The sequence below is a fragment of the Nocardioides sp. B129/18 genome (assembly GCF_055282735.1).
The window spans coordinates 24556-47829 of the sequence record NZ_JBUZJI010000004.1 but is presented as its reverse complement, the minus strand read 5'-3'; the positions used below and the strand labels follow the sequence as shown (position 1 = coordinate 47829).

The 23274-nt window shown below is 75.5% G+C and carries 24 protein-coding genes; 18 read left to right on the top strand and 6 right to left on the bottom strand.

What is annotated here, in order from left to right; translation table 11 throughout:
- Positions 1-10: 10 nt before the first annotated feature.
- The 9 genes from feoB to ACZDWJ_RS04080 all read left to right on the top strand — a co-directional run bounded on the left by feoB (position 11) and on the right by ACZDWJ_RS04080 (position 9136).
- Positions 11-1921: a ferrous iron transporter B gene (feoB, locus tag ACZDWJ_RS04120; protein WP_463519813.1), complete on the top strand. Its 1911-nt coding sequence runs from the start codon at positions 11-13 to the stop codon at positions 1919-1921.
- Complete coding sequence (locus ACZDWJ_RS04115; RefSeq protein WP_463519649.1) at positions 1918-2514, top strand: NifU family protein; 597 nt, start codon at positions 1918-1920, stop codon at positions 2512-2514. The genes feoB and ACZDWJ_RS04115 overlap by 4 nt, the downstream gene beginning before the upstream one ends.
- Positions 2515-2588: 74 nt before the next feature.
- Entirely contained in the window at positions 2589-3305 is a 717-nt protein-coding gene (locus ACZDWJ_RS04110; protein ID WP_463519648.1) for a response regulator, read from the top strand.
- Positions 3302-4972 (top strand): sensor histidine kinase, encoded by a 1671-nt coding sequence (locus ACZDWJ_RS04105; RefSeq protein WP_463519647.1) that lies wholly within the window; start codon positions 3302-3304, stop codon positions 4970-4972. The genes ACZDWJ_RS04110 and ACZDWJ_RS04105 overlap by 4 nt, the downstream gene beginning before the upstream one ends.
- A gap of 67 nt (positions 4973-5039) precedes the next feature.
- Positions 5040-5870, top strand: a complete 831-nt coding sequence (locus tag ACZDWJ_RS04100; protein ID WP_463519646.1) for an HAD family hydrolase — start codon at positions 5040-5042, stop codon at positions 5868-5870.
- A gap of 22 nt (positions 5871-5892) precedes the next feature.
- Positions 5893-6081, top strand: coding sequence for a hypothetical protein (locus tag ACZDWJ_RS04095; RefSeq protein ID WP_463519645.1), 189 nt, complete (start codon positions 5893-5895; stop codon positions 6079-6081).
- Between the two features lie 89 nt (positions 6082-6170).
- Entirely contained in the window at positions 6171-6764 is a 594-nt protein-coding gene (locus ACZDWJ_RS04090) for a 2TM domain-containing protein (protein WP_463519644.1), read from the top strand.
- A 51-nt stretch (positions 6765-6815) separates the two neighbouring features.
- Entirely contained in the window at positions 6816-7613 is a 798-nt protein-coding gene (locus ACZDWJ_RS04085) for a polyprenol monophosphomannose synthase (RefSeq protein WP_463519643.1), read from the top strand.
- The gene (locus tag ACZDWJ_RS04080) at positions 7610-9136 is read left to right on the top strand and encodes a hypothetical protein (RefSeq protein WP_463519642.1); all 1527 of its coding nucleotides are present in this window, start codon (positions 7610-7612) and stop codon (positions 9134-9136) included. The genes ACZDWJ_RS04085 and ACZDWJ_RS04080 overlap by 4 nt, the downstream gene beginning before the upstream one ends.
- A gap of 39 nt (positions 9137-9175) precedes the next feature.
- On the opposite strand, the gene ACZDWJ_RS04075 is transcribed toward ACZDWJ_RS04080, so the two are convergent.
- Positions 9176-9937 carry a PIG-L deacetylase family protein gene (locus ACZDWJ_RS04075; protein ID WP_463519641.1) on the bottom strand — a complete coding sequence of 254 codons (762 nt, stop codon included), beginning with the start codon at positions 9935-9937 and terminating at the stop codon, positions 9176-9178.
- A gap of 124 nt (positions 9938-10061) precedes the next feature.
- Here ACZDWJ_RS04075 and ACZDWJ_RS04070 point away from each other — a divergent pair, with 124 nt between their 5' ends.
- Both ACZDWJ_RS04070 and ACZDWJ_RS04065 read left to right on the top strand, forming a co-directional pair.
- A complete protein-coding gene (locus ACZDWJ_RS04070) occupies positions 10062-11177 on the top strand; it encodes a lysylphosphatidylglycerol synthase transmembrane domain-containing protein (protein ID WP_463519640.1) in 1116 nt (371 codons plus the stop codon).
- Positions 11174-12262 (top strand): glycosyltransferase family 4 protein, encoded by a 1089-nt coding sequence (locus tag ACZDWJ_RS04065; protein WP_463519639.1) that lies wholly within the window; start codon positions 11174-11176, stop codon positions 12260-12262. Before ACZDWJ_RS04070 ends, ACZDWJ_RS04065 begins: the two co-directional genes overlap by 4 nt.
- Positions 12263-12283: 21 nt before the next feature.
- Here the strand turns inward: ACZDWJ_RS04065 and ACZDWJ_RS04060 are convergent, their stop codons facing one another.
- On the bottom strand, positions 12284-13642 hold the full coding sequence (locus tag ACZDWJ_RS04060) for a HAMP domain-containing sensor histidine kinase (protein ID WP_463519638.1): 1359 nt from the start codon (positions 13640-13642) through the stop codon (positions 12284-12286).
- A complete protein-coding gene (locus ACZDWJ_RS04055; protein ID WP_463519637.1) occupies positions 13639-14313 on the bottom strand; it encodes a response regulator transcription factor in 675 nt (224 codons plus the stop codon). The genes ACZDWJ_RS04060 and ACZDWJ_RS04055 overlap by 4 nt, the downstream gene beginning before the upstream one ends.
- A gap of 99 nt (positions 14314-14412) precedes the next feature.
- On the opposite strand from ACZDWJ_RS04055, the gene ACZDWJ_RS04050 reads away from it, so the two are divergent.
- Both ACZDWJ_RS04050 and ACZDWJ_RS04045 read left to right on the top strand, forming a co-directional pair.
- On the top strand, positions 14413-15030 hold the full coding sequence (locus ACZDWJ_RS04050) for a phosphatase PAP2 family protein (RefSeq protein ID WP_463519636.1): 618 nt from the start codon (positions 14413-14415) through the stop codon (positions 15028-15030).
- The gene (locus tag ACZDWJ_RS04045; protein ID WP_463519635.1) at positions 15027-16307 is read left to right on the top strand and encodes a COG4705 family protein; all 1281 of its coding nucleotides are present in this window, start codon (positions 15027-15029) and stop codon (positions 16305-16307) included. Before ACZDWJ_RS04050 ends, ACZDWJ_RS04045 begins: the two co-directional genes overlap by 4 nt.
- A 71-nt stretch (positions 16308-16378) precedes the next feature.
- Here the strand turns inward: ACZDWJ_RS04045 and ACZDWJ_RS04040 are convergent, their stop codons facing one another.
- From ACZDWJ_RS04040 to ACZDWJ_RS04030, 3 genes are read right to left on the bottom strand one after another with little or no spacing between them, the layout of a single operon-like run.
- On the bottom strand, positions 16379-17230 hold the full coding sequence (locus tag ACZDWJ_RS04040) for a phosphatase PAP2 family protein (protein WP_463519634.1): 852 nt from the start codon (positions 17228-17230) through the stop codon (positions 16379-16381).
- Complete coding sequence (locus ACZDWJ_RS04035; protein WP_463519633.1) at positions 17227-18024, bottom strand: VTC domain-containing protein; 798 nt, start codon at positions 18022-18024, stop codon at positions 17227-17229. The genes ACZDWJ_RS04040 and ACZDWJ_RS04035 overlap by 4 nt, the downstream gene beginning before the upstream one ends.
- Positions 18021-18665: a DUF4956 domain-containing protein gene (locus tag ACZDWJ_RS04030; protein WP_463519632.1), complete on the bottom strand. Its 645-nt coding sequence runs from the start codon at positions 18663-18665 to the stop codon at positions 18021-18023. Before ACZDWJ_RS04030 ends, ACZDWJ_RS04035 begins: the two co-directional genes overlap by 4 nt.
- 109 nt (positions 18666-18774) lie before the next feature.
- On the opposite strand from ACZDWJ_RS04030, the gene ACZDWJ_RS04025 reads away from it, so the two are divergent.
- The 5 genes from ACZDWJ_RS04025 (at position 18775) to ACZDWJ_RS04005 (ending at position 23223) form a co-directional block, all read left to right on the top strand.
- On the top strand, positions 18775-19455 hold the full coding sequence (locus ACZDWJ_RS04025) for a response regulator transcription factor (RefSeq protein WP_463519631.1): 681 nt from the start codon (positions 18775-18777) through the stop codon (positions 19453-19455).
- Positions 19452-20861 (top strand): ATP-binding protein, encoded by a 1410-nt coding sequence (locus ACZDWJ_RS04020; protein WP_463519630.1) that lies wholly within the window; start codon positions 19452-19454, stop codon positions 20859-20861. Before ACZDWJ_RS04025 ends, ACZDWJ_RS04020 begins: the two co-directional genes overlap by 4 nt.
- A gap of 68 nt (positions 20862-20929) precedes the next feature.
- Positions 20930-22045: an SGNH hydrolase domain-containing protein gene (locus tag ACZDWJ_RS04015; RefSeq protein WP_463519629.1), complete on the top strand. Its 1116-nt coding sequence runs from the start codon at positions 20930-20932 to the stop codon at positions 22043-22045.
- Between the two features lie 114 nt (positions 22046-22159).
- A complete protein-coding gene (locus ACZDWJ_RS04010) occupies positions 22160-22702 on the top strand; it encodes a hypothetical protein (protein ID WP_463519628.1) in 543 nt (180 codons plus the stop codon).
- 47 nt (positions 22703-22749) lie between these two features.
- Positions 22750-23223: a DUF4188 domain-containing protein gene (locus ACZDWJ_RS04005; RefSeq protein WP_463519627.1), complete on the top strand. Its 474-nt coding sequence runs from the start codon at positions 22750-22752 to the stop codon at positions 23221-23223.
- The last annotated feature ends 51 nt before the right edge of the window (positions 23224-23274 follow it).

The following is a 23274-nucleotide window of genomic DNA, read 5'->3' as shown; positions in this document are numbered from 1 at the left end:
GCCGGGTGCGGTGCTCGAGGCGGGTCATCGCCGCCTCGCCCTGGTCGGCAGCCCCAACTCGGGCAAGACCACGCTCTTCAACGCGCTCACCGGCCTGCGCGCCAAGACCGGCAACTACCCCGGCGTCACGGTCACCCGCTACGAGGGCCTCGCCGACACCGACGCCGAGCCGGTGCTCCTCGAGGACCTCCCGGGCACCTACAGCCTCACCGCGATCAGCCCCGACGAGCAGATCGTCGCCAGCGTCCTCGACCCCGCCGACCTCGACTCCCCCACGCCCGAGGGCCTGCTGGTCACCCTCGACGCCACCACGCTGCGCCGCTCGCTGCGGCTGGTCGCCCAGGTGCTGCGGCAGGGCGTCCCGGTGTGCGTCGTCGTCACCTTCACCGACGAGCTGACCCGCCGCCAGGGCCGCCTCGACCTCCCCGCGCTGCAGCGTGCGCTCGGCGTCCCGGTGGTCGCCGTCGTCGGCGGACGACGCCAGCAGCTCGGCGAGCTGCGCGCGCTCATGGCCGATCCCGACGCCTGGAGCCGCCCGCTGGTGCCGCCGCCGGCCGAGCCCGACGACGTCACCGCCTGGGTGGACTCCGTGCTGGCCTCCTCCGGCCATGCCGCGCCGGCGCTCGACGAGCGCACCCGTCGGCTCGACTCCGTCCTGCTGCACCCGCTGTGGGGCAGCCTGGTGTTCTTCGCGACGATGTTCGCCTTCTTCCAGGCGATCTTCACCCTGGCCGCGCCCGTGCAGGCCGGCGTCGAGTCGGTTTTCGCCTGGCTCGGCGACCAGGTCCGCTCGGTGGTCGGCATCGACTGGCTCGCGGGCCTGCTGGCCGACGGCCTGATCGGCGGCGTCGGCGGCGTGGTGGTCTTCCTGCCGCAGATCGCCCTGCTCTTCGTCCTCATCTCGGTGCTCGAGGGCGTCGGCTACCTCGCGCGAGCGGCCTTCCTGATGGACCGCGTCATGGCGCGAGCGGGCCTGGAGGGCCGCGCGTTCGTCGCGCTGCTCTCCTCCTTCGCCTGCGCGATCCCCGGGATCATGGCCACCCGGACGCTGCCGTCCACGCGCGACCGCATCGCCACGATGATGGGCGCGCCGCTGATGACGTGCTCGGCGCGGCTGCCGGTCTACGTGCTCCTCATCGGGCTGCTCGTCGACCCCGGCACCCGCGTGGGCCCCTTCGGCGCGCAGGGCGTCATCATGTTCGGCCTCTACCTGGGCGGCGCCGTCTCGGCGATGCTCACCGCCTGGCTCTTCAGCCGCCTCGGCCGCTCGAACGGGCCGGCGCTGCCGTTCTACATGGAGATGCCGCCCTACCGGATCCCGTCGCTGCGCTCGGTGCTGCTGGCCGTGTGGGACGCCTGCCGCAGCTTCCTCTCCAAGGTCACCCGGATCATCCTCGGCACCACGATCGTGCTGTGGCTGCTGCTCAACCTGCCCGCCCCCAGCGACGCGACGCTGCGCGCGGAGGGCATCGACCCCGCCGACACCACGGCCGTGGCCACCTACACGATCGACCACAGCCTGGCCGCCGACGTCGGCCACTTCGTCGAGCCGGTCTTCGAGCCGCTGGGCTTCGACTGGCGGATCAACGTCGGCGTGCTCGCCTCGCTCTCGGCTCGCGAGGTCTTCGTCGCCACCATCGGCCAGGTCGCCGCCGCCACGAACCCCGACGACCCCGCCGCCGCGCTGGAGCAGATGCGCGTCCAGGAGGGTCCCCGCACCGGGGAGCCGCTGTTCACCGCGCCGGTGATCGCCTCGCTGCTGGTCTTCTTCCTCTACGCGCTGCAGTGCATGTCGACCATCGCCGTGCTGCGCCGCGAGACCGGCTCCTGGCGCTGGCCGGCCATCGCGTTCACCTACCTCTTCGGGCTCGCATGGGTGATGGCCCTGCTCGCGCGCACCGTCGTCGCGGCGGTGACATGACCCGGCCCGTGCCGGTGCACGCCGAGGCCGTCCCCGGTCAGCCGGGCCGCGCCCGCTGGGTCGTGCCGGTGGGCGTCCTGTCGTTCGTGGGCATCCCGGTCGCCGTACCGCCAGCGCTCGCGCGGCTCCTCGACGTCGGCGCCCTCGCGTCGCTCGAGGTGCAGCCCGGCGCCATCGTCATCGACCTCGGTCCGGGCCGCTCCTGGGCCACCGAGGGCGAGACGGTCCGCGTCGCGCTGCAGCAGGCGCTGGCAGACCCCGACGCCTGGCAGGCGCCCGAGGACGCCTCGCCGGAGACCGCGCTGGCCGCGGCCGTGCGCAGCGTGCTCGACGGCGAGGTCGGCGACTACGCCCGCAGCCACGGCGGCAGCCTGGAGCTGGTGGCGGTGCACGACGGCGTCGTCGACATCGCCCTGCACGGCACCTGCGACGGCTGCCCCGCCGCCGGCAGGACGCTGGAGGACCGCGTGCTGGCCGGCGTCCGGGCCCTCGACCCCGGCGTCCGCGAGGTCCGCTCGGTCACCGACCACCGCGAGCCCGCTGCCGGACCGGGTGGGCGCCGCCTGCTGCCGGTGCTGTTCCGCCGGGGCTGAACCCGCGCCGATCCGCCCGCGCCGATCTGCCCGAACCGCCTGACCGCATGGCCTCGCTGTGGTGCGCATCACACATGAGCCCCGTCGACGCGTGCCGGCCGCTGGTGCTCGTCGTCGACGACGACGTCGCCATCCGCACCGTCGTGCGCTGGCAGCTCGAGGACGCCGGGTTCGCGGTCGTCGAGGCGGCCGACGGGTCGGCAGCGGTCACCCGCATCGTCGAGGAGCCCCCGGCGCTGGTGGTGCTCGACCTCTCGATGCCCGGCCTGGGCGGGCTCGAGGTGCTCCGCGGCGTCCGCGGGGGACGGCTGGGCCGCACCGACCTGCCGGTGATCGTGCTCTCGGGCCGCAGCGCCGAGAGCGACCGGATCACCGGGCTCGACCTCGGCGCCGACGACTACCTCGTCAAGCCCTTCTCCCCCGGTGAGCTGGCCGCCCGGGTGCGCTCGGTCCTGCGCCGCACGGCCGGCGCGGTCGCGACCGAGGTGATCACCGCGGGGCCGGTGCGCATCGAGCCCCGCACCCGCGCGGTCAGCGTCGCGGAGGTCGCCGTCGAGCTGACCCCGCGCGAGTTCGACCTCCTCATGTTCCTGGCCACCCACCCGCAGCACGCCTTCACCCGCGGGCAGCTGCTGGAGCAGGTGTGGAGCACCACCTCCGACGCCCGCGGCGAGGCCACCGTCACCGAGCACGTCCACCGGCTGCGGCTCAAGCTCGAGGCCGACCCGTCCCACCCCCGCCTGCTGTGCACCGTCCGCGGCGTCGGCTACCGGTTCTCGGACGCCTCGTGACCACGGCACCGGCCTCGGCCCCCTCCGCCGACGCGACCCTGCCCCGGCACGACGTCGCGGTGCTCCTCGATGCCCAGACCCGGGTGCTCGAGCTGATCGCGCGCGGTGCGCCGCTGCGGATCGTCCTCGAGGCGGTCCTCGAGCCCCTCGGACTCCTCGGCGAGGACGCGTCGTCCTCGGTGCTGCTGCTCGACCGGGACACCGGCGTGCTCAGCCACGGCGCCGCCGTGGGCCTGCCGGCCGACTACGTCGACGCGGTCGACGGCCACGTGGCGCGCGACGGGGCCGGCTCCTGCGGCACCGCCGCCGCGACCGGGCGGACCGTCGTCGCCGTCGACGTCCGCACCGATCCGCGCTGGACCGACTTCCGACGCGCCGCCGACCGGGCCGGCCTGCGCAGCTGCTGGTCGACGCCCATCCCCGGCCGCGACGGCCGCACGGTGGGCACCTTCGCGGTCTACCGTCGCCGGCCGCACTCCCCGACGACGCGGGAGGAGGCGCTCGTCGCCCGCCTGACCCACCTCGCGGCCGTCGCCATCGACAGCGCCGGCCTGCTGCGCGAGGTCCGCGACAGCGAGGAGCGGTTCCGGCGCTCCTTCGAGGACAACGCCCTCGGGATGGCGATCCTCGACGCGCAGCGCCGGATCGCCCGCTGCAACCCGGCGCTGCTGCGGCTCGCCGGACGCGCCGGCCCGCTGCTCGGCGTGCCGCTGGACGAGCTCGTCCGCACGCGGGGCCGCGCCCTGGACCACCACCTCGACGACCTCGACCACGCCCGCAAGTCGCCGGTCGTCCTCAAGGGCCGCCTCGGGGAGCGGTGGGTCGAGCTCAGCGTCTCGCTGCTCGGCGGCCATCCGGGCGACGGCAGCCGGTACGTCGTCAACGTCGTCGACCTCACCGAGCGCCGCGCCGCCGAGCGCGAGCGGCGCGCCCGGCGGGAGGCCGAGGTCGCCCGGCGCACCGCCGAGCAGATGACCTCGGCGAAGTCCGCCCTGCTCGCTGCCGTCGGGCACGACGCCCGCACGCCGATGCAGGCCATCGTGGGGTTCGCGGAGGTGCTCGGCACCCTCGACCTCGACGCCGAGCGTCGGCGGGAGGCGCTGGGTCACATCACCGCCGCCGCACAGCACGTCATGGAGCTGCTCACCGACGTGCTCGACCTCAGCCGGATCGAGGCCGGGGCCCTGCCGCTCGAGCTGGAGCCGGTGCCGGTCGCCGCGGTCGTCGAGGAGGCCGTGGCGCTCGTCGCGGCCCAGGAGCCCGGGCGACCGCACGGCATCGAGCGACGGATCGGCCCGGAGGTGGTCCTGGCCGACCGCCGACGGCTGCGCCAGGTGCTGATCAACCTCGTCGACAACGCCGTGCGGCACGGCGGGTGCGGCGTGCTCGTCGAGGCCGAGCAGCGCGACGACGAGGTCGTCGTCCGCGTCCACGACGCCGGCGACGGCGTCCCCGAGAGCCTGCTGCCGCGCCTGTTCACGCCCTTCGCCACCGGCGAGCGGCGCTCCGGGGCCTGCGCAGAGGGCGAACGACGCGACGGCGTCGGGCTCGGCCTCGCCGTCGCCCACGGGCTGGCCGCCGCGCTCGACGGCGACCTCCGCGTCGAGTCCACCGGACCCGACGGCACCGTGATGGCCCTCCACCTGCCGGCCGTCCCCGCGTCCTGAGGCGCCGACGGGCCCGCGACCCGCACCCGGGGCCGGGGGTCGGCACGTCGTCGGCCATGCTGGTGCCGTGAGCGACTCCCCCGCCCTGCGCCTGGTGGCCTGCGATCTCGACGGCACCCTGCTCCAGCCCGGCGGGATCCTCCCCGAGGGCACCGCGGAGGTGCTGGGCGCGCTCCACGCCGCCGGGGCTCTGTTCGTGCCGGCCAGCGGCCGCTCCGCCCACTCCGTGGCGACGCTGTTCGTCGGCGTGCTGCCCGACGACGGCGCCGGGCCCACGCTCATCGCCGACAACGGCGCCTGCATCGTCCATCGCGGCGAGCGGCACGCGCCGCAGACGCTTCCCGGCGAGGTCGTCGAGCGGATCGTGAGCACCCTGCGCGCCCGCACCCGGCCGTCGGTCACCGTGCTCTGCGCCCCCGACATGGCCTACGTCGAGGCGCCCGACGGCCCGCTGATGGACCAGGTCCTCGGCTACTACACCGCCCTCACGCGGGTCGAGGACCTCCTCGACGTCGACGACCGGCTGATCAAGGTCGCCGTCGCCGACCTCGAGGGCATCGCCGACGTCGTCGAGGACGTCCTCCTCCCGCACGCCGCCCGCGTCGACGTCGTCCGCTCCGGCGCGGTGTGGGCCGACGTCATGCCGCGCGGCGTCAGCAAGGGGTCGGCCCTGACCTGGCTGCAGCGCGAGCTCGGCGTCGGCGTCGAGGAGACCGCCGCCTTCGGCGACCACCTCAACGACCTCGAGATGCTCCGCGTGGCCGGGCACTCCTACGCGGTGGCCGACGCCCAGCCCGAGGTCGCGGCGATCGCCCGCCACACCGCGCCCGCGCACGGCGACGACGGCGTCCTGCAGACGCTGCGCGAGCTGCTCGACGCCGGGCTCGTGGTCCGCTGAGCCGCGCCGCTAGGGTTCCGGCATGACGCGCGGACAGCTGATCGGCCTCGTCGTCGCCGTGCTCATGGTCGTCGCCGGCGGCTTCCTGGCGCTGGCCGGCATGGGCCACCTCGGCGAGTCGGGCGACACCAGCCGCGGCTGGACCTTCGCCGGCTCCCTGCTCGCCGGTCTCGGCGTCGCCCTCGGCATCACCGCCGTCCAGCGCCGCTGACGGGGCAGTTCTCCCTGGCCTGATGCGACCCCTCAGGAGCAGATGGCCGCGGACGCATGCAGGGTCGACCGCCCGGGCAGCATGGGCCCATGGACTCCTCGGGTTGGGTCATCGCCGCCATCGTCGGGGCGGAGGTGGCGTTCTGGGCGCTGCTCCTGCTGGGACTGGCGGCGCGCTACCTGCTGCGGATGCGACGCACCAGCACGGCGCTGCTCATCGCGGTGCCGTGCGTCGACCTGGTCCTGATGCTGCTGGTGGCGATCGACCTGGCCCGGGGCGCGGAGCCGTCCAGCACGCACGGCCTCGCCGCGGTCTACCTCGGCTTCAGCGTCGGCTTCGGACGCTCGCTCGTCGAGGCTGCCGACGTCCGGTTCGCGCACCGCTTCGCCGATGGACCGCCTCCGGCCAAGCCCCCGCGCAGCGGTCCGGGGAAGGTCGCCTACGAGTGGCGGCTGTGGCTGCGCGTGGTCGCCGCATGGGCGGTGGCCGTCCCGCTGCTGCTGGTGATGGAGCTGGTTGCGGGATGGTCGGTTCCGGACACCCTCGAGGGCCTCGCCACCGACGGGCTGTGGTCATGGACGGTCCGGCTCACGGCGATCGTCGCGATCTGGCTGGCCGCGGGACCGATCTACGCCGCGCTGCTCCGGCGGCGTCCCGAGACGGGGGCGCGAGGCTCGTCCTGAGGCGATGCACGCCGTCAGGTTCACGACAGGTCGGACGGGAAGGGTGGGGACGTGCCCCGCTCCTCCGCCCCCGCGTCCCGCCCTCCCTCGCACCGTCCGCACGGCCGAGCCGTCGTCGTCATCCCCACCTACGACGAGCGGGAGAACATCACGACGGTCCTCGACCAGGTGCTGGCCGCGGCCGCGGTGGACGTGCTGGTCGTCGACGACAGCAGCCCCGACCTCACCGCCGACGTCGTCCGCGCCCATCCCGCGCACGGCACCCGCGTCCACCTGCTGGTGCGCACGGACAAGGAGGGCCTCGGGGCCGCGTATCGAGCCGGCCTCGGCTGGGCGCTCGACGCCGGCTACGAGCGCATCGCCCAGATGGACGCCGACCTGTCGCATCCGCCTGCCCGGCTCCCGGACCTCCTCGCAGCCCTGGAGCACCACGACGTCGCCGTCGGATCCCGGTACGTCGACGGCGGCGCGATCGACGCCTGGAGCCCGTCGCGACGGCTCATCTCCCGCGTCGGCAACGCCTACGTGCGGCTGATGCTCGACCTGCCGGTCCGGGACGCCACCGCCGGCTTCAAGGCCTTCACCGCCGACGCGCTGCGGACCATCGACGTCGCGACGTCCCAGGCCGACGGGTACGGCTTCCAGATCGAGAGCTCGTGGCGGGCCGATCGGCGCGGACTGTCGCTGGTCGAGGTGCCGATCGTCTTCACCGACCGGCGGGCCGGCGCCTCGAAGATGTCGACGCGGATCGTCGTCGAGGCGCTGCGCATGGTGTGGCGCTGGCGTCGCGCCGACGGCAGCGAGCCCCGAGCGGCGCTCGAGCGGCGTCAGGACGTCGTCACCCGATGACGCTCCTCCGCGAGGAGCGCGCCAGCGCCCCGGTCCGCCTGGCGCTGCCCGACCGCGGCACCTGGCTGATCGCGGCGCTCGCCGCCCTGGCCTGGCTCCCGAACCTGCTGCGGCCCGCGACGGCGGACGAGGCCGGCTTCCTCATGGTCGGCGCCCAGTGGCATCGCGGCACGAGCCTCTACGGCGACTACTGGGTCGACCGGCCCCCGCTGCTGATCGCCGTCCACGGGGTGGCGGCGCTCCTGGGCGGTCTCCCGGCGTTGCGCGTGATCGGGCTCCTCTGCGTCGTGGCGACCGTGCTGCTCGCCGGTGCGGTCGCCGCGGAGGCCTCACGGGAGGCGGCTGCGACGGTCGCCCGGCGGACCTCGCTCCTGACGGCCGTGCTGGCCGCGGCGCTGATCGTCTCCCCCGCCCTCGGCGCCGGCGCCACCTGCGGGGAGCTGCTGACGACCCCGGTGGTGCTGGCGGCGGTGCTGGCGGCGCTGCGCGCCACCCGCGACGGCGTCGGCACGCGTCGATCCGTCGGCTGGGTCGCCGTCGCGGGCGCGGTGGCGATGCTCGCGCCGCTGCTGAAGCAGAACGCCCTCGACGGCCTCGTCGCGGTGGCCGCCCTGCTCCTCCTCGGTCCGGTGGCCGGCGGACGACGGCGACGGGTCCGACTGCTCGCGATCGCCGCCGCCGGCGCCGCCGCCGTGCTCCTCGCCGCGCTGCTCGGCGCTGCCCTGCTCGGCACCTCCCCCCTCGGGCTGTGGGACGCGGTGGTCACCTTCCGGCTCCGGGCCGGCGCCGTGATCGCGACCGCCGCGCCCGCTGGCAACCTCGTGCGCGCGGAGCGGATGCTCGGATCACTCCTCGGGAGCGGCCTGCCCCTGACCCTCCTGGTCCTCGGCGTCCTGCGGGTGCGCGGCGCGCGGGCCGTCGCCGGGTCGACCGCGCGCGCCCTGACCTGGGTGGCCCTCGCGATGCTGGCCTGGGAGACCGTGGCGGTGCTCGGCGGCGGGAGCTGGTGGCGCCACTACCTGCTGAACCTCGTGCCGGGAGCCGTCGTGCTGGCCGCCGTCGCGCTGCCGCGCGCGCGACGCCTCGCGACGCCACTCGTCGCGGTGGTGGTGCCGCTCGTGGTCACCGCCCTCGCGCTCGCCGCGACGGTCCCCGGCGTCCTGCACGGGTCAGGACACCGCCGGGAGCGGGACGTCGTCGCCTACCTCACCGCGCACGCGCGGCCCGGGGACACCGGGACGGTCGCGTTCGGCCACCCCGACCTGCTCCGCGACGCCGGCCTGCGCAGCCCCTACGACGAGCTGTGGAGCCTGCCCGTGCGGGTGCGCGATCCCCACCTCGACGACCTCCTCGACGTGCTCGAGGGCTCCCACGCACCGACCTGGGTCGTCACCGGCAGCGGCGGCGTGGCCACGTGGGGCATCGATCCCGTCGACGCCGCCCGCGCGGACGCCGTGCTGGCCCGCCGCTACCACCGGGCCGCCCTGATCGACGGCTACGCCATCTGGCACCGGCCCGCCTGACGCGGCGCCCAGGGCCGTCGTCGGGGCCGTCGTCGCGCGTCAGCGCGCTGCGAGCAGGTCGTCGCGCAGGACGCCGTCGGGCACGACGCCGACCTCGCGGAACCACTCGCGGCCCAGGACCGCCCGCGCCAGCGGCCCCGGCAGGCGACGCAGCAGCGTCACCGTCCGCACGCCCCGTCCACCGCCCTGCTGCGAGCCGTGGGCCGCCAGGGCGGCCACCTTCGCACCCACGTGGTCGTGGACGTCGAGTCGATGCGTGAGCTCGCCGCGCGGCAGGTAGCCGGCCGCGAGGCGCTCGAGGTCGATGGCGGGGGCTCCGGGCACGAGGTCGACGACGCGTGCGATCCGCAGCAGCAGGGCGCGGTCGATGCTCGCCTCGGCCAGCCGGACGCCGGTGCGCCGGTGCGCCTCCCGCGCCACCCGGTGGACGTGGACGTGGTCGGGATGCCCGTACCCGCCGCTGGGGTCGTAGCCGGTGAGCAGGTCGGCCGACTCCTCCTCCAGCACCCGCACGAGGTCGGCCGTCGGGCGCTCCAGCCCGACGTGCGACAGGCCTCCGTCGGGGTGCCCGAGCGGCACCACCCGTGCGACGCCGAGGCAGGCGGCGGCCTGCTCCAGCTCCCGCAGCCGGCGACGCCCGAGGTCCTGCCCGGGCTCCTGGTCGGCCAGGCCGGCGGCGCCGTCGGTGGCGGTGACCAGCACCACCCGCATCCCCTCCGCCGCCGCGCGGGCCAGGGTGCCGCCGGTGAGCAGCGCCTCGTCGTCGGGATGGGCGTGGAAGGACACCAGGACGCGCGGCACCGCCCCAGCATGCCGTGCCGGACGCCCCTGCAGCAGGGCGGAGGACGACGTCGTCAGGTGGGCGGCAGGTGCGGCGCGCGACGGTCGTCCCATCACGCCACGACGACGACGTCCGGAGCCCGAGATGGACCCGCTCATCACCCACTCGCCACGCACCTCACGAGCCCTGCTCCGACGGGGAGTCGCGACGACCATCGCCGCGGCGACGCTGGTCCTCCTCGCGACCCTGCCCCGCGCGCTCGGCACCACCTGGGCGGGCATCGTCCACGTGCTCGGCCAGGCGTCGCCCTCGGCCCTGATCGGCCTGGTCGCGATCTGGCTCGCGGGCCTCCTGGTGCACGTCCCGGTGCTGCGTGCGGCGCTGCCCGGTCTGTCCTCCTCGCGGGCGCTGCGGCTGAACCTGGCCGGGTCCGCGGTCTCCAACGTGCTCCCGGCCGGCGGCGCGGCGGGCGCCGGGCTCGGGTTCGCGATGGCGCGCACCTGGGGCTTCGGCTCCGAGGAGTTCGCCTCCTTCACGCTCATCAGCAACGCCTGGAACATGCTCGGCCGGCTCGTCGTCGGCGTCGGCGTGGTCGCGGTGGCCGGACGCCTCGGCGTCGTGCTGCCCCACGGGGCGCGGTCGACCGCCCTGAGCGCGCTGGTGCTCCTGGGCGCCCTCGCCGCCGGCGGCGCGATCGCGCTGCGCTCGGAGCGCTCGGCGGAGCGGCTCGCCACCCGCCTCGCCTCCGCCTGGCACCGGGGACGCGCGCTGCTCGGCCGTCCAGGCCCGACGCTGCTCCCGGTCTCCGTCGTCGGAGACCCGTGGATCGTCTCCGCTCGCCGCGGTCTCCTCCTCGCCATCCGCGCCGGCTGGCTCCGGATGAGCGGCTACGTGCTCGGCTACCTCGGACTGCAGTGGCTGCTGCTCGTCGCCTGTCTGGCCACCGTCCACGCCCAGGCCCCGCTCGGGGCGGTCGCCGTGGCCTTCGGCCTGGAGCGGCTGATCACGCTGGTCCCCGTGACCCCGGGCTCGGCCGGCGTCGCCGAGCTCGGAGCCGTCGGCGCGCTGCACCTGATGGGCGTCGATCCGGCGGCCGCCGCCGCGGGCGTCCTGCTCTACCGATCGCTGATCTACGCCGCCGAGATCCCGGTCGGTGGCGTCGTCCTCCTGCACTGGTGGCGCACCGACCGACGCCGTGCCGTCGTCGCCGACCTGCCCGAGGCGCTTCCCGCGATCGAGCCGGCGGTGAGCGCGGCATGAGGATCCTCCACGTCACCGACTCCTACCTGCCCCGCCTGGGCGGCATCGAGCTGCACGTCGCCGACCTCGCCGCCCGCCAGCACGGCGCCGGCCACGAGGTCACGGTCCTCACCGGCGAGCCGTCGGGCGGGCTGCCCGCACCCGACGGACCGGACGTCGTCCGCGTCGCGGGCCGCCTCGGCCGCACCAGCGCCCTCGCGCCGCGCAGACTCGCGGCGGTGCTCGCCGAGGTCCGACCCGACGTCGTCCACGCGCACCTGAGCGTCGCCTCGCCCTACGCCTGGAGCGTGCTGCGTCGCGCCGACGTCCCGAGGGTCGCGACGCTGCACTCGCTGCTGCCCGCCCACGGCGGCGTGATCGCGGCCGGGGCACGCGTGGCCCACCTGCCCGTCGACGAGATCGCCTGGACGGCCGTGAGCCGCGTCGCGGCGGACCGGCTGGCGGCCGGCCTCGGCGGTGCTGCGGTCGGGGTGCTGCACAACGGCATCGACCCCGAGCGCTGGCAGGTCGCGCACGATCCCCAGCCCCGCTTCGAGATCCTCGTCGTGGGCCGGCTCGCCGCGCGCAAGAGGCCGCTCGAGGTCGTCGACGCCCTCGCCGCCCTGCGCGACCGGCTCCCCGACCTGCCGTGGCGCGCCACCTTCGTCGGCGACGGACCGCAGCGGGCGCAGGTGCTGGCCGCGGTGCGTCAGCGTCGTCTCGAGGAGCAGGTGCGCCTGCTCGGTCCGCTGCCGCGTCCGGAGATCGCCGCGCTGCTGGGCCGCGCGGACGTCTTCCTGGCCGCAGCGACCCTGGAGTCCTTCGGCATCGCCGCGCTCGAGGCCCGGTGCGCGGGCGTCCCGATCGTCGCCATGGCCGCCAGCGGGGTCGGCGAGTTCCTCGCCCACGGAGAGCAGGGCCTGCTCGTCGACGACGTCGAGGGCATCACCGCCGCCCTGGCCCGCCTCGCCCTCGACCCCGCCCTGGCCGCCCGGCTCCGCGAGCGCAGCACCCGGACGCCGACCGGCATGGAGTGGTCCACCGTCCTCGCCGACCACGACGCCCTCTACTCCCGCCTGCTGCGGCGCACCGCCGCCGCGCGCTGAGGTCGCTGCGGATCGGCCGGATCAGCGAGAGCCGCTGACCGGCAGCTCGACGACCATCCGTGCGCCGCCGAGCGCGGGCGAGGAGTCCACCCGCACCTGCCCGCCGTGCACGCGGACGACGTCGGCGACGATCGCCAGCCCGAGGCCCGAGCCGCCTGCGTCGCGGGCGCGGGCGTCGTCGAGCCGCACGAAGCGGTCGAGGATCCGGCTGCGGTCCGCCACGGGGATGCCGGGACCGTCGTCGTCGACGGTGAGCACGACCGCGTCGTCGCGCTCCTGCAACGCGACGACGATCCGGCTCCGCGCGTGGCGGGCGCCGTTCGCCATCAGGTTCGCGACGACCTGGCCGAGCAGCACCTCGTCGCCGTCGACCTGACCGGCGCCGACGGCGGACCGGTCGATCCGCACCGCCGTCGGGGTCGCCCGCAGCCGGTCGACCTCGCGGTGCACGACGTCGTCGAGATCGACCGGACGCGCGCGCGCCGGGCCCCCGTCGTCGAGGCGCGCCAGTGTGAGCAGGGCGGCGACGAGCGCCTCCATGCGGGCCTCGACCTCCCCGACGTCCTCGGCGAGCGCGTCGACGGTGATGGCGTCGGGGTGGCGCCGAGCCACCTCGGCGACCTGGCGCAGGGTGGCCAGCGGCGAGCGCAGCTCGTGGGAGGCGTCGGAGACGAACTGCCGCTGGCGACGCTGCCCCTCGTCGATGCGCTCGAGCATCGCGTTGAGCGTGGCCGCCAACCGCGGGATCTCGTCGTCGCCGGCCGGCTCGGGCAGCCGCCGGTGCAGGTGGGCCGCGGTGATCTCGGCGGCCTCGCAGCGCATCTGCTCGACGGGCCGCAACGCCCTGCCCACGGCGACCCACACCACGCCGCACACCAGCAGGACGGCCAGGGGCACGCCGAGCACCAGCAGGCCGAGCGCGGTGCGCATCGCGCTGCGCAGGCCCTCCTCCGCGACGCCGACGACGGCGAGCCGACCCTGACCGGCGTCGACGGTGACCACCGAGAAGCTGTCGCCGAGCGCGGGCACGTCCACACCCGTGAGGTCGCCGACGCCGCGCGCCAGCGCCCGGCGCACCTCGGGATGGTCGGTGGCGAGGATCCGGCCGCGCGCGTCGACGACCTGCACGACGACGTCGTCCTTGCCGGAGGCGACCGCCGCCGCCGGGTCGGCGCCGCCGGACAGGCGCGCCGCGACCGACGACGCCTGCTGGGCGGCGCCCTCCTGCAGCGAGGACTCGAGGCTCTCGTTCAGAGCGCCGAGGAACACCACGGCGCCGGCCAGCGCCGCCAACAGCGTGACGCCGGCGGCCGCGGCGGTCACCTGCACCCGCAGCCGGCGGGAGAGCCGACGTGCGAGCCCACCCGGACGTCGGCTCACCGGGCAGCTCCCAGCCGGTAGCCGGCACCACGCACGGTCTCGATCGTCTCCGTGCCGAACGGCCGGTCGACCTTGCGCCGCAGCCGGCCGACGTAGACCTCGACGACGTTCGGGTCGCCGTCGAAGTCGAAGCCCCAGACCGCGCCGAGCACCTGGGCCTTGGAGAGCACCAGGCCCTGGTTGCGCAGCAGCAGCTCGAGCAGCGCGAACTCCCGCGCGGTCACCTCCACCGGCACGCCGCCGCGTCGTACCTCCCGGGCCGCCGGATCGAGCTCGAGGTCGCCGACGCTCAGCACCGCCGGACGCTCGGTGACCCGACGCCGCGCGAGGGAGCGCAGCCGGGCCAGCAGCACGTCGAAGGCGAAGGGCTTGGTGACGTAGTCGTCCGCGCCGACGTCGAGGCCGTCGATCATGTCGGCGGCGGCGTCACGGGCGGTGAGCATGAGCACCGGGGTCCAGTCCTCGCGGGCTCGGAGCCGGCGGCAGACCTCCAGCCCGTCGTGCACCGGCAGCATCACGTCGAGCACGATGACGTCGTAGGCGTGCTCCTCGGCGAACCACAGCGCCTCGGCGCCGTCGGCGGCGACATCGACGGCGTGGCCCTCGCCCTCGAGTCCGGCGCGCAGGGCGGCCGCCAGGCGCGTCTCGTCCTCGACCACCAGCACCCGCACCTGCGCTCCCCTCCTCGCCGCGGCTGATCCGCCCGCGGCCCCATCACATCGCGCGCCGCCTGTCAGGTTCCTGACAGCACCGCCGCCCAGGGTGTCGTGGTGCCGACCCTCCCACTCGCGTCCAGTCCGGTCCACGTCCCCGCCCACTCCCTCGACCAGGGGATCGCCGACTGGATCGTCGACCACCGATCCTCCGCGCTCACGCCGCTGGCCTGGGCGCTGACCACCGTCGGCAGCGAGGTCTCGGTCGGCGCGCTCGCCCTCCTCCTGCTCGCCTGGAGCTGGGTCCGCAGACGCCGGCAGGACGCCGTCCTCGTCGCGCTCGCCATGGGCGGCGCCGCCGTGCAGACGTTCGGACTCAAGCTCGCGGTGCACCGGCCTCGCCCCGGCGCCGCTCTGCGCATCCCCGGCGGCGCGGTGGACCACGCCTGGTCCTTCCCCTCGGGCCACACGCTCACCACCACCGTCCTGATGACCCTCGTGGTCCTGGTGTTCGGGCCGACCCTGGCCGGCGCCCGCCGCGTCGCCCTCGTGCTGGTCTGCGCCCTGCTGGCCCTGGCCGTCGGCGCCTCCCGGCTCTACCTCGGCTACCACTGGACCAGTGACGTCGTCGGGGGTCTGCTGATCGGCCTGGGCTGGACGCTGGCGTCGGCCCGTCTGGCGCCTCTCGCGGTGTCAGCGTCCTGTCAGGACGAGCGCGAACACTCCCCGTCATGAGCACCACGACCCTGCGCCGCTCCGACGCGCACCGCCTGCTGAACAAGGTCCCCGAGGTCACCCTGTGGTTCTGGATCATCAAGATCCTCTGCACCACGGTCGGCGAGTCGTTCGCCGACTACGTCAACGAGACCCTCGGCTTCGGCCTCACCAACACCACGATCCTGTTCACGGTGGTCTTCGTCGCCGTGCTCACCGCTCAGCTGCGCTCGTCGCGCTACGTGCCGGGGATCTACTGGCTGACCGTCGTCGTCGTGAGCGTCACCGGAACGCTCTACACCGACATCCTCACCGACCAGCTCGCCGTGCCGCTGTGGATCAGCAGCACCGTCTTCTCCGTGCTGCTCGCCGTGGTGTTCGGCATCTGGTACGCCCGCGAGCGCACGCTCAGCATCCACTCCATCGTCACGTTGCCCCGCGAGGCGTTCTACTGGCTGGCCGTCCTGGTCACCTTCGCCCTCGGCACCGCCACGGGCGACTGGACGCTCACCCTCACCGGCTGGGGGCCGGGCGTCTCGATCCTCCTGCCCGCCACCCTCATCGCGCTCACCGCGGCCCTGTGGCGCTTCGGCGCCAACCCGGTGCTCACCTTCTGGGTGGCCTACATCCTCACCCGACCCCTGGGTGCCAACATCGGCGACTTCCTGGCCTCGCCGCGCAGCCAGCAGGGCCTGGGCCTCGGGACCCTGGGCACCAGCCTGGTCTTCCTGGGCGCCATCCTCGCCACCGTCGTCTACCTCACGGTGACGAAGGTCGACGTCATCGACGGCGACTCGCAGACCGCGGAGACCGCGCCCGCGGTCGTCTCCGCCGGTCCGCGACGCGAGCGCACCGGACTCGTCGCGCTGCTCGTCATGGCCGTCGCGACCGCCGGCCTGCTCGTGTGGACCGACAGCCGCCCGCACGTCAACGCCCTCGACGCCGAGGAGGGCAACACGCCCGCCTGCAGCAGCGGGACCGCGCCGGCCTCGGACGCCGCCGCCCACCGGCTGCTGGTCGAGCACTTCCCGGCTGCGGACCTCACGCGCCTCTCCGCCCTGACCGGCCACGTCCGCACGGCCGTCGACGGCGGCGACGCCGCCGGGGCGGGCAAGGCCGCCACGGCGCTGGAGACCGCCTGGGACGACCGCCAGGACGCCCTGACGAAGGCCGACTGCCAGGCCTGGACCTACGTCGACCAGGAGATCGACCCCGTCCTCGCCTCGGTGCGTGCCAGCTCGCCGTCGAAGACCACCGAGGACGCCGCCCTCACACACCTGTCGGCCACCCTGGGCTGAGCCCGCAGCCGGGTCACGAGTCCGCGGTCGTCGGCCCCTCCAGCCGGCGACCGCGGTCCTGCGTCTCGGGATCAGACCTGCCCCGGCGCGACCCCGGCGCGCGTCACCAGCCAGTAGTCGCCCACGAGGTCGCCCAGCAGCGTCCCGGCCGCGACGTCCGACGGGACGTGCCCGGCCATGTAGATCCGCGACCAGTCGATCTGCTGCTGCCACCATCGGTACTCGCCGTCACGTTCGGGGTCCAGCGTCCCGAGGAACGTCCGGGACGCCGCGGCGGCGGCCGCGTGTCGGGAGGGGTAGCTGCACGGGCACCTCTGGCCCGGACGCACGACGTGGTCGGGCCGCAGGCTCGGACGCAGGACGTAGGGCGCGGAGACCCCGAAGGAGGTGCCCAGGCCGTCCGCGAGCGTCTTGCTCAGACGCAGCAGCGCCTTCTCGTCGGCCTTCCGCGTCGTCGCGGCGGTCGGGTCGAGCAGCTCGGCCTGGTCGTGCGCGGCCAGCCTCCACAGGTCCTTCTTGCCGTGGGCCTCCAGCCAGGTGGCCGCGGCGACGCCCGCGGGGGTGCGCTCGGCCTGCAGCCGCGTCAGTCCGACCAGCTCCCGGCGTCGCGCGGCGTCCGAGGGCGGCGCCGGGAAGACCCGCTCGACCCAGGTGACGAAGGCGGCGTCGTCGCGAGCGGTCCCGTGCGCGGCCCACCACGCGCGCAGCAGCGCGCGGGCCCGGGCGGGCTGCGGGTCGATCAGCGCCGCGGTCGGGGCGATCGCGGCGGCCGAGTAGAGCGGGGGCGGCGGGTCGGCGGCGATCCGGTCCTTCGCCGAGAGGTGGGCGGGCCCGGAGAGCGCGGACGATCCCACCGCTCCCCCGACCAGGGCGAGCACCGCGATCAGCACGACGACGAGGTAGCGCCTCGGGATCCTCCTCACGACGCCCTCCGCTCGGCCGGGACCGTCCGGAGTCCGTGACGCAGGAGCGGGCGGACCAGGTTGTCCGGCAGCGTCGGCGCCAGGAGCGCGGCGCTGGTGGCGTACTTGCTCAGCGCCACCGGCCGGTGACCGGCCTCGCGCAGCAGCAGGTCGGCCGTCGCCGGCCGCCGGCCGCCCTTGGTCTCGACGATCACGGTGCCTGGGTCGAGCACCACCTCGCCGTCCAGCAGCGTCGCGACGCCGGGCGCCGCGGCCTGCGAGCGCAGGTCGAGGTCGATCGTCACGCGTCGGCCGGCGTCGAGGTCCACCAGCGTGGAGCGGCGGTAGTCGACGTCGAGCACCGCCGCCAGGACGGGCAGCTCGGTCGGGGTGCAGCCCAGCACCGCGGCGAGGAACTCCCGCTCCTGCGCGCCGAGCCGACCGGAGCGGAGCGCGTCGACGACGAGCGCGTGCTTGAGGGTCTCCCCCGCGCTACCGCGCACCTTCACCTCGAAGCGCACCAGGCCGTCCTCGCGGTAGTGACGCGTCCGGGCCTTCCACCGGCGTCGGCGCCCCTGGAGGTGGTCGCGGCACAGCCGCAGGTCGGGCGTGTCGACGTAGCGGGAGCGGTAGGAGGTCGAGCGCCTCCCGGCGATCTCGAGCACCCGGTGGTCGCCGGCGAGGGCGTCCACGAGCGCGGCGGCGTCGGGCATCGGCACCAGGTACTTGCGGTCGACCCGCTCCTGCAGCGCGGCGGCGGCGTCGACGCTCGCCAGGTCGACCGGCTCGAGGGCGTGCAGCGCGCGGGCGATCATCGGGGACCCCGGGCGTCCAGGACGGTCGCGTCCAGCTCCGGATCGATCGCCTCGGGCGGCATCGACGGCGTCGACCAGGCCGCGCCGCCGGGGAGCAGCACGCTGACCCGCGTCGTGTCGCGCACGATGTCGACGTCCTCGATCACCACGGCGATCGGCACGGCCGTGAGCCGCTCGGCCAGCAGCGCCCGCGCGGCGCCCTCGTCGGCCACGGCCCGGTCGAGCAGGACGCGGACGCGGTGCGTCGGAGGACGACGGCGCGCGTCGTCGGTGACCCACACGCCGGCCAGGATCACCAGGTCCAGCAGGACCACCATCGGCACGTCGCGCCCCGGCAGGGCGTTGACGAGCGCGAGCACCAGCGCGGCGAAGGTGTAGGCGACGTCGGCGAGCGAGAAGGCGGCGCTGCGCAGGCGGACGAGGCTGAGCAGGCCGAAGAGGCCGAACCCGACGCCGGTGGGGAAGTCGCCGACCCCGATGACGGCGATCGCGGCGAACAGGCCCACGTTGAGGGCGGCCAGGACGAGCGTCATCTCGGGCGCGAGCGGCCGGCCGCGGTGGCGCAGGCCGAGCAGGGCGAGGAGCACGAGCAGGTCGAGGCCGAGACGGCCGACGACGTCGAGCAGGGCGGAGTCGATCATGCTCCGCACGCTAGGAAACCGAGGATGAAGGGAACATGAACGGCGGGCGGCTCGGGCGTTCATGTCCCCTTCACGTTGCCGGCGCTAGCGTGCGCGCGGGAGGTGGACGATGAGGGTCCTGGTCGTCGAGGACGACGTCCGGCTGGCCGCGCTGCTGGCCGCCACGCTGCGCGAGGTCGGCTGGCCGGTGCAGGTCGAGCACGACGGTCTCGCCGCGCTCGCCCGGCTCCTCGACGCCCCCGCCTCCGTCGACGTCGTGCTGCTCGACCGCATGCTGCCCGGCCTCGACGGCGCAGCGCTGGTCGCGCGCCTGCGCGCCTGCGGGCTCTCCGTGCCGGTGCTCATGCTCACCGCCCGCGGGGAGGTGCGCGACCGCATCAGCGGTCTCGACGCCGGCGCCGACGACTACCTCACCAAGCCCTTCGACCTCGACGAGCTGCTCGCCCGGCTGCGCGCCCTGCACCGGCGCACCGTCCCCACCGACGACGACGGCGTCCTGGAGGCCGCCGGGCTGGTCGTCGACCCGGCGGCCCGCCGGGTGCACCGCGACGGCGTCGAGCTGGTGCTCTCGACCCGCGAGTTCGACATCCTCCACCTGCTCGCGCGGGAGGCGGGCCGCGTGGTCAGCCGCGACCGGATCCTCGAGGAGGTCTGGGACGGGGAGACCGACCTGCGCAGCAACGTCATCGACGTCCACCTCGCCACGATCCGGGCCAAGGTCGACCGCCCCTTCGGCACCCGCTCGATCACCACCGTGCGCGGCGCCGGCTACCGCCTGGAGACCGGGTGAGCGCCGTCCGCGCCCGCGTCGGCGACCGGCTGCGTCGTCAGCCGCTGCGGGTGCGGCTGGTGGCCGGGTTCGCCGTGGCGATGCTGCTGGTCCTCTCCCTGGCCGGCGGGTTCGTGTACTGGCGCGTCGAGTACGCCCTCGACCGCGGACTCGACGCCGACCTGGCCCGCGCCAGCTCCGCCGTGGCGCCGCTCGTCGGACCGCAGGGGCGGGTCTCCGAGACGACGGCCGCCGACGCCACCGGTCTGCCGTGGCAGGTGCTCGACCGGACCGGGCTCGTGCTCGCCGCCGGCACCGGCGCCCCCACCGAGCCGCTGGTCGAGGCCGGCCGGCTGCCCGACGGCGGCACGCGCCTGGTCGACGTCGGACCGCTGCTGCCCGCCGACGCCGCCGCCGCGCGGCTGCGCCTGACCGACCTCGGCGGGGACCGCTGGCTGGTCGTCGCGGTGCGCCGCGACCACCGCGACGAGGCGCTGCGCGAGCTGCTCGTCCAGCTGCTGGTGGCCGGGCTGGCCTGCCTGGTCGTGTCCTGCGTCGTCGGCGACCGGCTCGCGCGCGCCGCCCTCGCGCCCGTCGAGCGGTACCGGCGCCGGGCCGGGGAGATCGCGGCGGGCGCCACCGAGCGTCGCCTCGAGGTGCCCGAGCGCCGCGACGACGAGGTCGTGCGCCTGGGGCACACCCTCAACGCGATGCTCGAGGCGCTCGACGAGGCCCTCGCGCGGGAGCGACGGTTCGTGCAGGACGCCAGCCACGAGCTCCGCACGCCCCTGACCCTGCTGACCTCCCGGCTCCAGCTCGCCCGGCGCCGGACCCGCAGCGTCGCCGAGCACGAGGCCGTCCTCGAGGAGCTGACCACCGACGTCGCCCGCCTCACCGCGCTGGCCGAGCACCTGCTCTCGCCGACGGCGCAGACCGACGGGTCCACCGACCTCCTGGAGGTGGTCAGGGCGCTCGAGCCGCGGGCGGTCCAGCCGGGCGGCGAGGCGCCGCTGCTGGTGGCGGGCGCCCCGGAGGTGCACGAGCGGATCCTCGCGAACCTGCTGCTCAACGCACGCCTGCACGGCGCGGAGCCGGTGCAGGTCTCGGTCGAGGCCCTCGACGAGCACGGGGACCACCGGCCGAGGCCTCTGGTGCGTCTGAGGGTGGAGGACGCCGGGCCCGGCATGTCCGCCGAGCTGCTCGCCAGCGCCACCGAGCGCTTCCACCGAGCCCCGCAGGCCCGCTCGCGTCCGGGATCCGGCCTCGGGCTCGCGATCGTCGCCGAGCTCGTCGGCCGTCTCGACGGAGAGCTGCGGCTGTGCTGCGCCGGGGTCCATCAGGTCGCCGTGGCCCGACGCGGCCCCGTGCCGCCCTGCGACCACGGCGACGCCATGGTCGTCACCGTGCTCCTCCCCCGACCCGCGTGAGCCGCCGCCGAGGTGCCTGGGGGCCGACCGATCCCCGCCTCCGGCTGGGATCGGGCTACCGTCGGGGCATGCGTCCCTCCCGCCTGAGTCGTCGCTCCCGTCCGGCCGCCGCTGTGCTGACGGCCGGCCTGGTCCTGGCCCTGCTGGCCGGCTGCGGTCTCGGCGGCGGCTCCGACGCCGGGTCGAGGAGCGGCTCCGAGGCGGGCCTGCGGGAGTCCGACGCGAGCGCGTCGGCCGACGCCCGCGCCACCGCGGGACACCCGGGCGGCGCCGCCCTGGGCCGCGACCCCGAGCAGGCCCGCGACGCCGTCACCACGAGCAGCACCACCGTCGTCCCGGCTCGCTCGGCGGCGCTGGAGGACAAGCCCGACCTGTACGCCGACGGCTGCCAGGTCAGTCAGACCTCCTCCACGCCGACGGGCTGCGCCTACGGGGTCGCAGCGTCCCGGGCACGCGCGACGATCGCGGTGGTGGGCGACTCCAAGGTCGGGCAGTGGACCCCGGCGCTGCAGCGCCTGGCCACCCAGCGTCGGCTGCGGATCCTCGTCTACACCAAGTCGGCCTGCTCGGCGGTCGACGCCACCGTCACCCTCGAGGGCCGCGCGTACACCAGCTGCCGCACGTACGTGCGCCGCGTCAGCGCCGAGCTGGCGCGCCGGCCCGTCGACCTGATCCTCACCGACAGCAGCGCCACCACGGCCCTCCCCGACGGCGGCGGCACCCAGAGCCGTGCGGCGATGGTGAAGGGCCTCCAGCGGCTGTGGTCCACCTGGATCGCCTCCGGCAACCGGGTCGCGGTGATCTCCGACAACCCGCAGCCCACCCGTGACGGCCGGATGATCCGCGAGCCGAGCTGCATCGCGAAGAACCCGACGCGCCTGTCGGCCTGCTCCTTCGAGCGCACCGTCGGCGTCCAGCACTCCGGCCGCGCCGCCCAGGTCGAGGCGGTCCGCGCCGCGAAGGCGCTCGACGTGACCCCCGCCATGCGCGGACGCACCGTCGCCGGAGCCCGCACCGCCCCGCTCCTGTGGATCGACCCCGTGCCATGGCTGTGCCCCTCGAGCACCTGCCCGGCGGTCATCGGCAACGTCGGCATCTACCGCGACGGCTCCCACGTCACCCGCACCTACATCCACTCCCTCGCCCCGCGGATCGGCGACGCCCTGCGCGCGGCGGGTCTCTGACCCACCGCGGTGCTGAGCTCGGCGCCGGCGAGCTGCGGCCCCGGCGTCCGCGGGTCTCCGCACCTCCCCTCGGCCGAAAGACTTCTCCAAGGCTGAGGCCCGAGGCTGCCGGACATGATCCGACTCACTGCGCACTCGACCCCCTCCCGCCTGCTCGCGACCACCGCCGGTCTGCTCCTCCTGGCCGGCCTGAGCGGCTGCGGAGACGACTCCCCCGCCTCCGCGTCCGACCCGGACCCGAGCCCGACGGCGTCCTCCGCGGCGCCTACCACTCCCTCGTCGGCCGACGCGAGCCCGGTGGCGGAGGCCGGGGACCCGGTGGCGGCGCTCCGCACGATCCTGCAGGCCTTCCAGGACGGCGACGGCGCCACGGCCTGCCCGCTGCAGACGAAGCGCTACACCGCCTACAGCATCGAGCAGACCGTCAGCCTCGGTGGTCTCCCCGCGGGCTCGACGTGCGCCGACACGGTCCGCTACGCCGGCGAGCTGGCGAAGAAGTACGGCGTCGACGGGGTCTCGGGGGCCTACGACGTCACCTCGAACGACGGCTCCACGGCCGTCGTCGCCCACGACCAGGGTGGTCGGACCGTCACCTACACGCTGGTCACGGAGGGCGGCGCATGGCACCTGGATGCGGAGAAGGTGCCGGGCAGCTGACCCCCGGACCCGTGGACGCGGATCGCTGACGCTGCGAGGCTGCGGTCATGGAGCCCCAGCCCGGCCGGTGGACGGCCCGCCTCGACGGCGACTTCGTCGTCTTCCTCCTCGGCGCGCGCGTCCACGATCCCGGCGTCGGCGGCGAGGTCACCGACCTCCTGCTGGAGATGGTGCACATGCTCGCCGAGCTCGAGACCGACCCGGCCCATGGCCTGCTCGGGTACGCCGTCCACGGGCCGCCCGGCGACGGCGTCATCGTGCAGTACTGGCGCTCCTTCGAGGCGCTCGAGCACTACGCCCGCAACCCGCAGGCCCGGCACGCCCCGGTGTGGCGGGCCTGGAACCGGCTCGCCGAGGCCGACCAGCGAGGCGCCGGGATCTGGCACGAGACCTTCCAGGTGGCCGCCGGGGCCTACGAGGCGATCTACGCGAACATGCCGGTCATGGGCCTGCAGCAGGCCGGGGAGCCGCTCCCCCTCTCGGAGGCCCGGACCTCGGCACGAGCCCGCCTGGAGTCCTGAGGCGTCCCCTCGACCTCGGAACGGCGTGGCCCTCGAGCCGCCGGGCGGCGA

Excerpts from the sequence above, each read along its gene's own strand:
- ACZDWJ_RS04115 (WP_463519649.1), top strand. The coding sequence starts at position 1,918 with ATGACCCGGCCCGTGCCGGTGCACGCCGAGGCCGTCCCCGGTCAGCCG.
- ACZDWJ_RS04110 (WP_463519648.1), top strand. The coding sequence starts at position 2,589 with ATGAGCCCCGTCGACGCGTGCCGGCCGCTGGTGCTCGTCGTCGACGAC.
- ACZDWJ_RS04095 (WP_463519645.1), top strand. The coding sequence starts at position 5,893 with ATGACGCGCGGACAGCTGATCGGCCTCGTCGTCGCCGTGCTCATGGTC.
- ACZDWJ_RS04090 (WP_463519644.1), top strand. The coding sequence starts at position 6,171 with ATGGACTCCTCGGGTTGGGTCATCGCCGCCATCGTCGGGGCGGAGGTG.
- ACZDWJ_RS04080 (WP_463519642.1), top strand. The coding sequence starts at position 7,610 with ATGACGCTCCTCCGCGAGGAGCGCGCCAGCGCCCCGGTCCGCCTGGCG.
- ACZDWJ_RS04070 (WP_463519640.1), top strand. The coding sequence starts at position 10,062 with ATGGACCCGCTCATCACCCACTCGCCACGCACCTCACGAGCCCTGCTC.
- ACZDWJ_RS04065 (WP_463519639.1), top strand. The coding sequence starts at position 11,174 with ATGAGGATCCTCCACGTCACCGACTCCTACCTGCCCCGCCTGGGCGGC.
- ACZDWJ_RS04045 (WP_463519635.1), top strand. The coding sequence starts at position 15,027 with ATGAGCACCACGACCCTGCGCCGCTCCGACGCGCACCGCCTGCTGAAC.
- ACZDWJ_RS04035 (WP_463519633.1), bottom strand. The coding sequence starts at position 18,024 with ATGATCGCCCGCGCGCTGCACGCCCTCGAGCCGGTCGACCTGGCGAGC.
- ACZDWJ_RS04030 (WP_463519632.1), bottom strand. The coding sequence starts at position 18,665 with ATGATCGACTCCGCCCTGCTCGACGTCGTCGGCCGTCTCGGCCTCGAC.
- ACZDWJ_RS04025 (WP_463519631.1), top strand. The coding sequence starts at position 18,775 with ATGAGGGTCCTGGTCGTCGAGGACGACGTCCGGCTGGCCGCGCTGCTG.
- ACZDWJ_RS04015 (WP_463519629.1), top strand. The coding sequence starts at position 20,930 with ATGCGTCCCTCCCGCCTGAGTCGTCGCTCCCGTCCGGCCGCCGCTGTG.
- ACZDWJ_RS04010 (WP_463519628.1), top strand. The coding sequence starts at position 22,160 with ATGATCCGACTCACTGCGCACTCGACCCCCTCCCGCCTGCTCGCGACC.
- ACZDWJ_RS04005 (WP_463519627.1), top strand. The coding sequence starts at position 22,750 with ATGGAGCCCCAGCCCGGCCGGTGGACGGCCCGCCTCGACGGCGACTTC.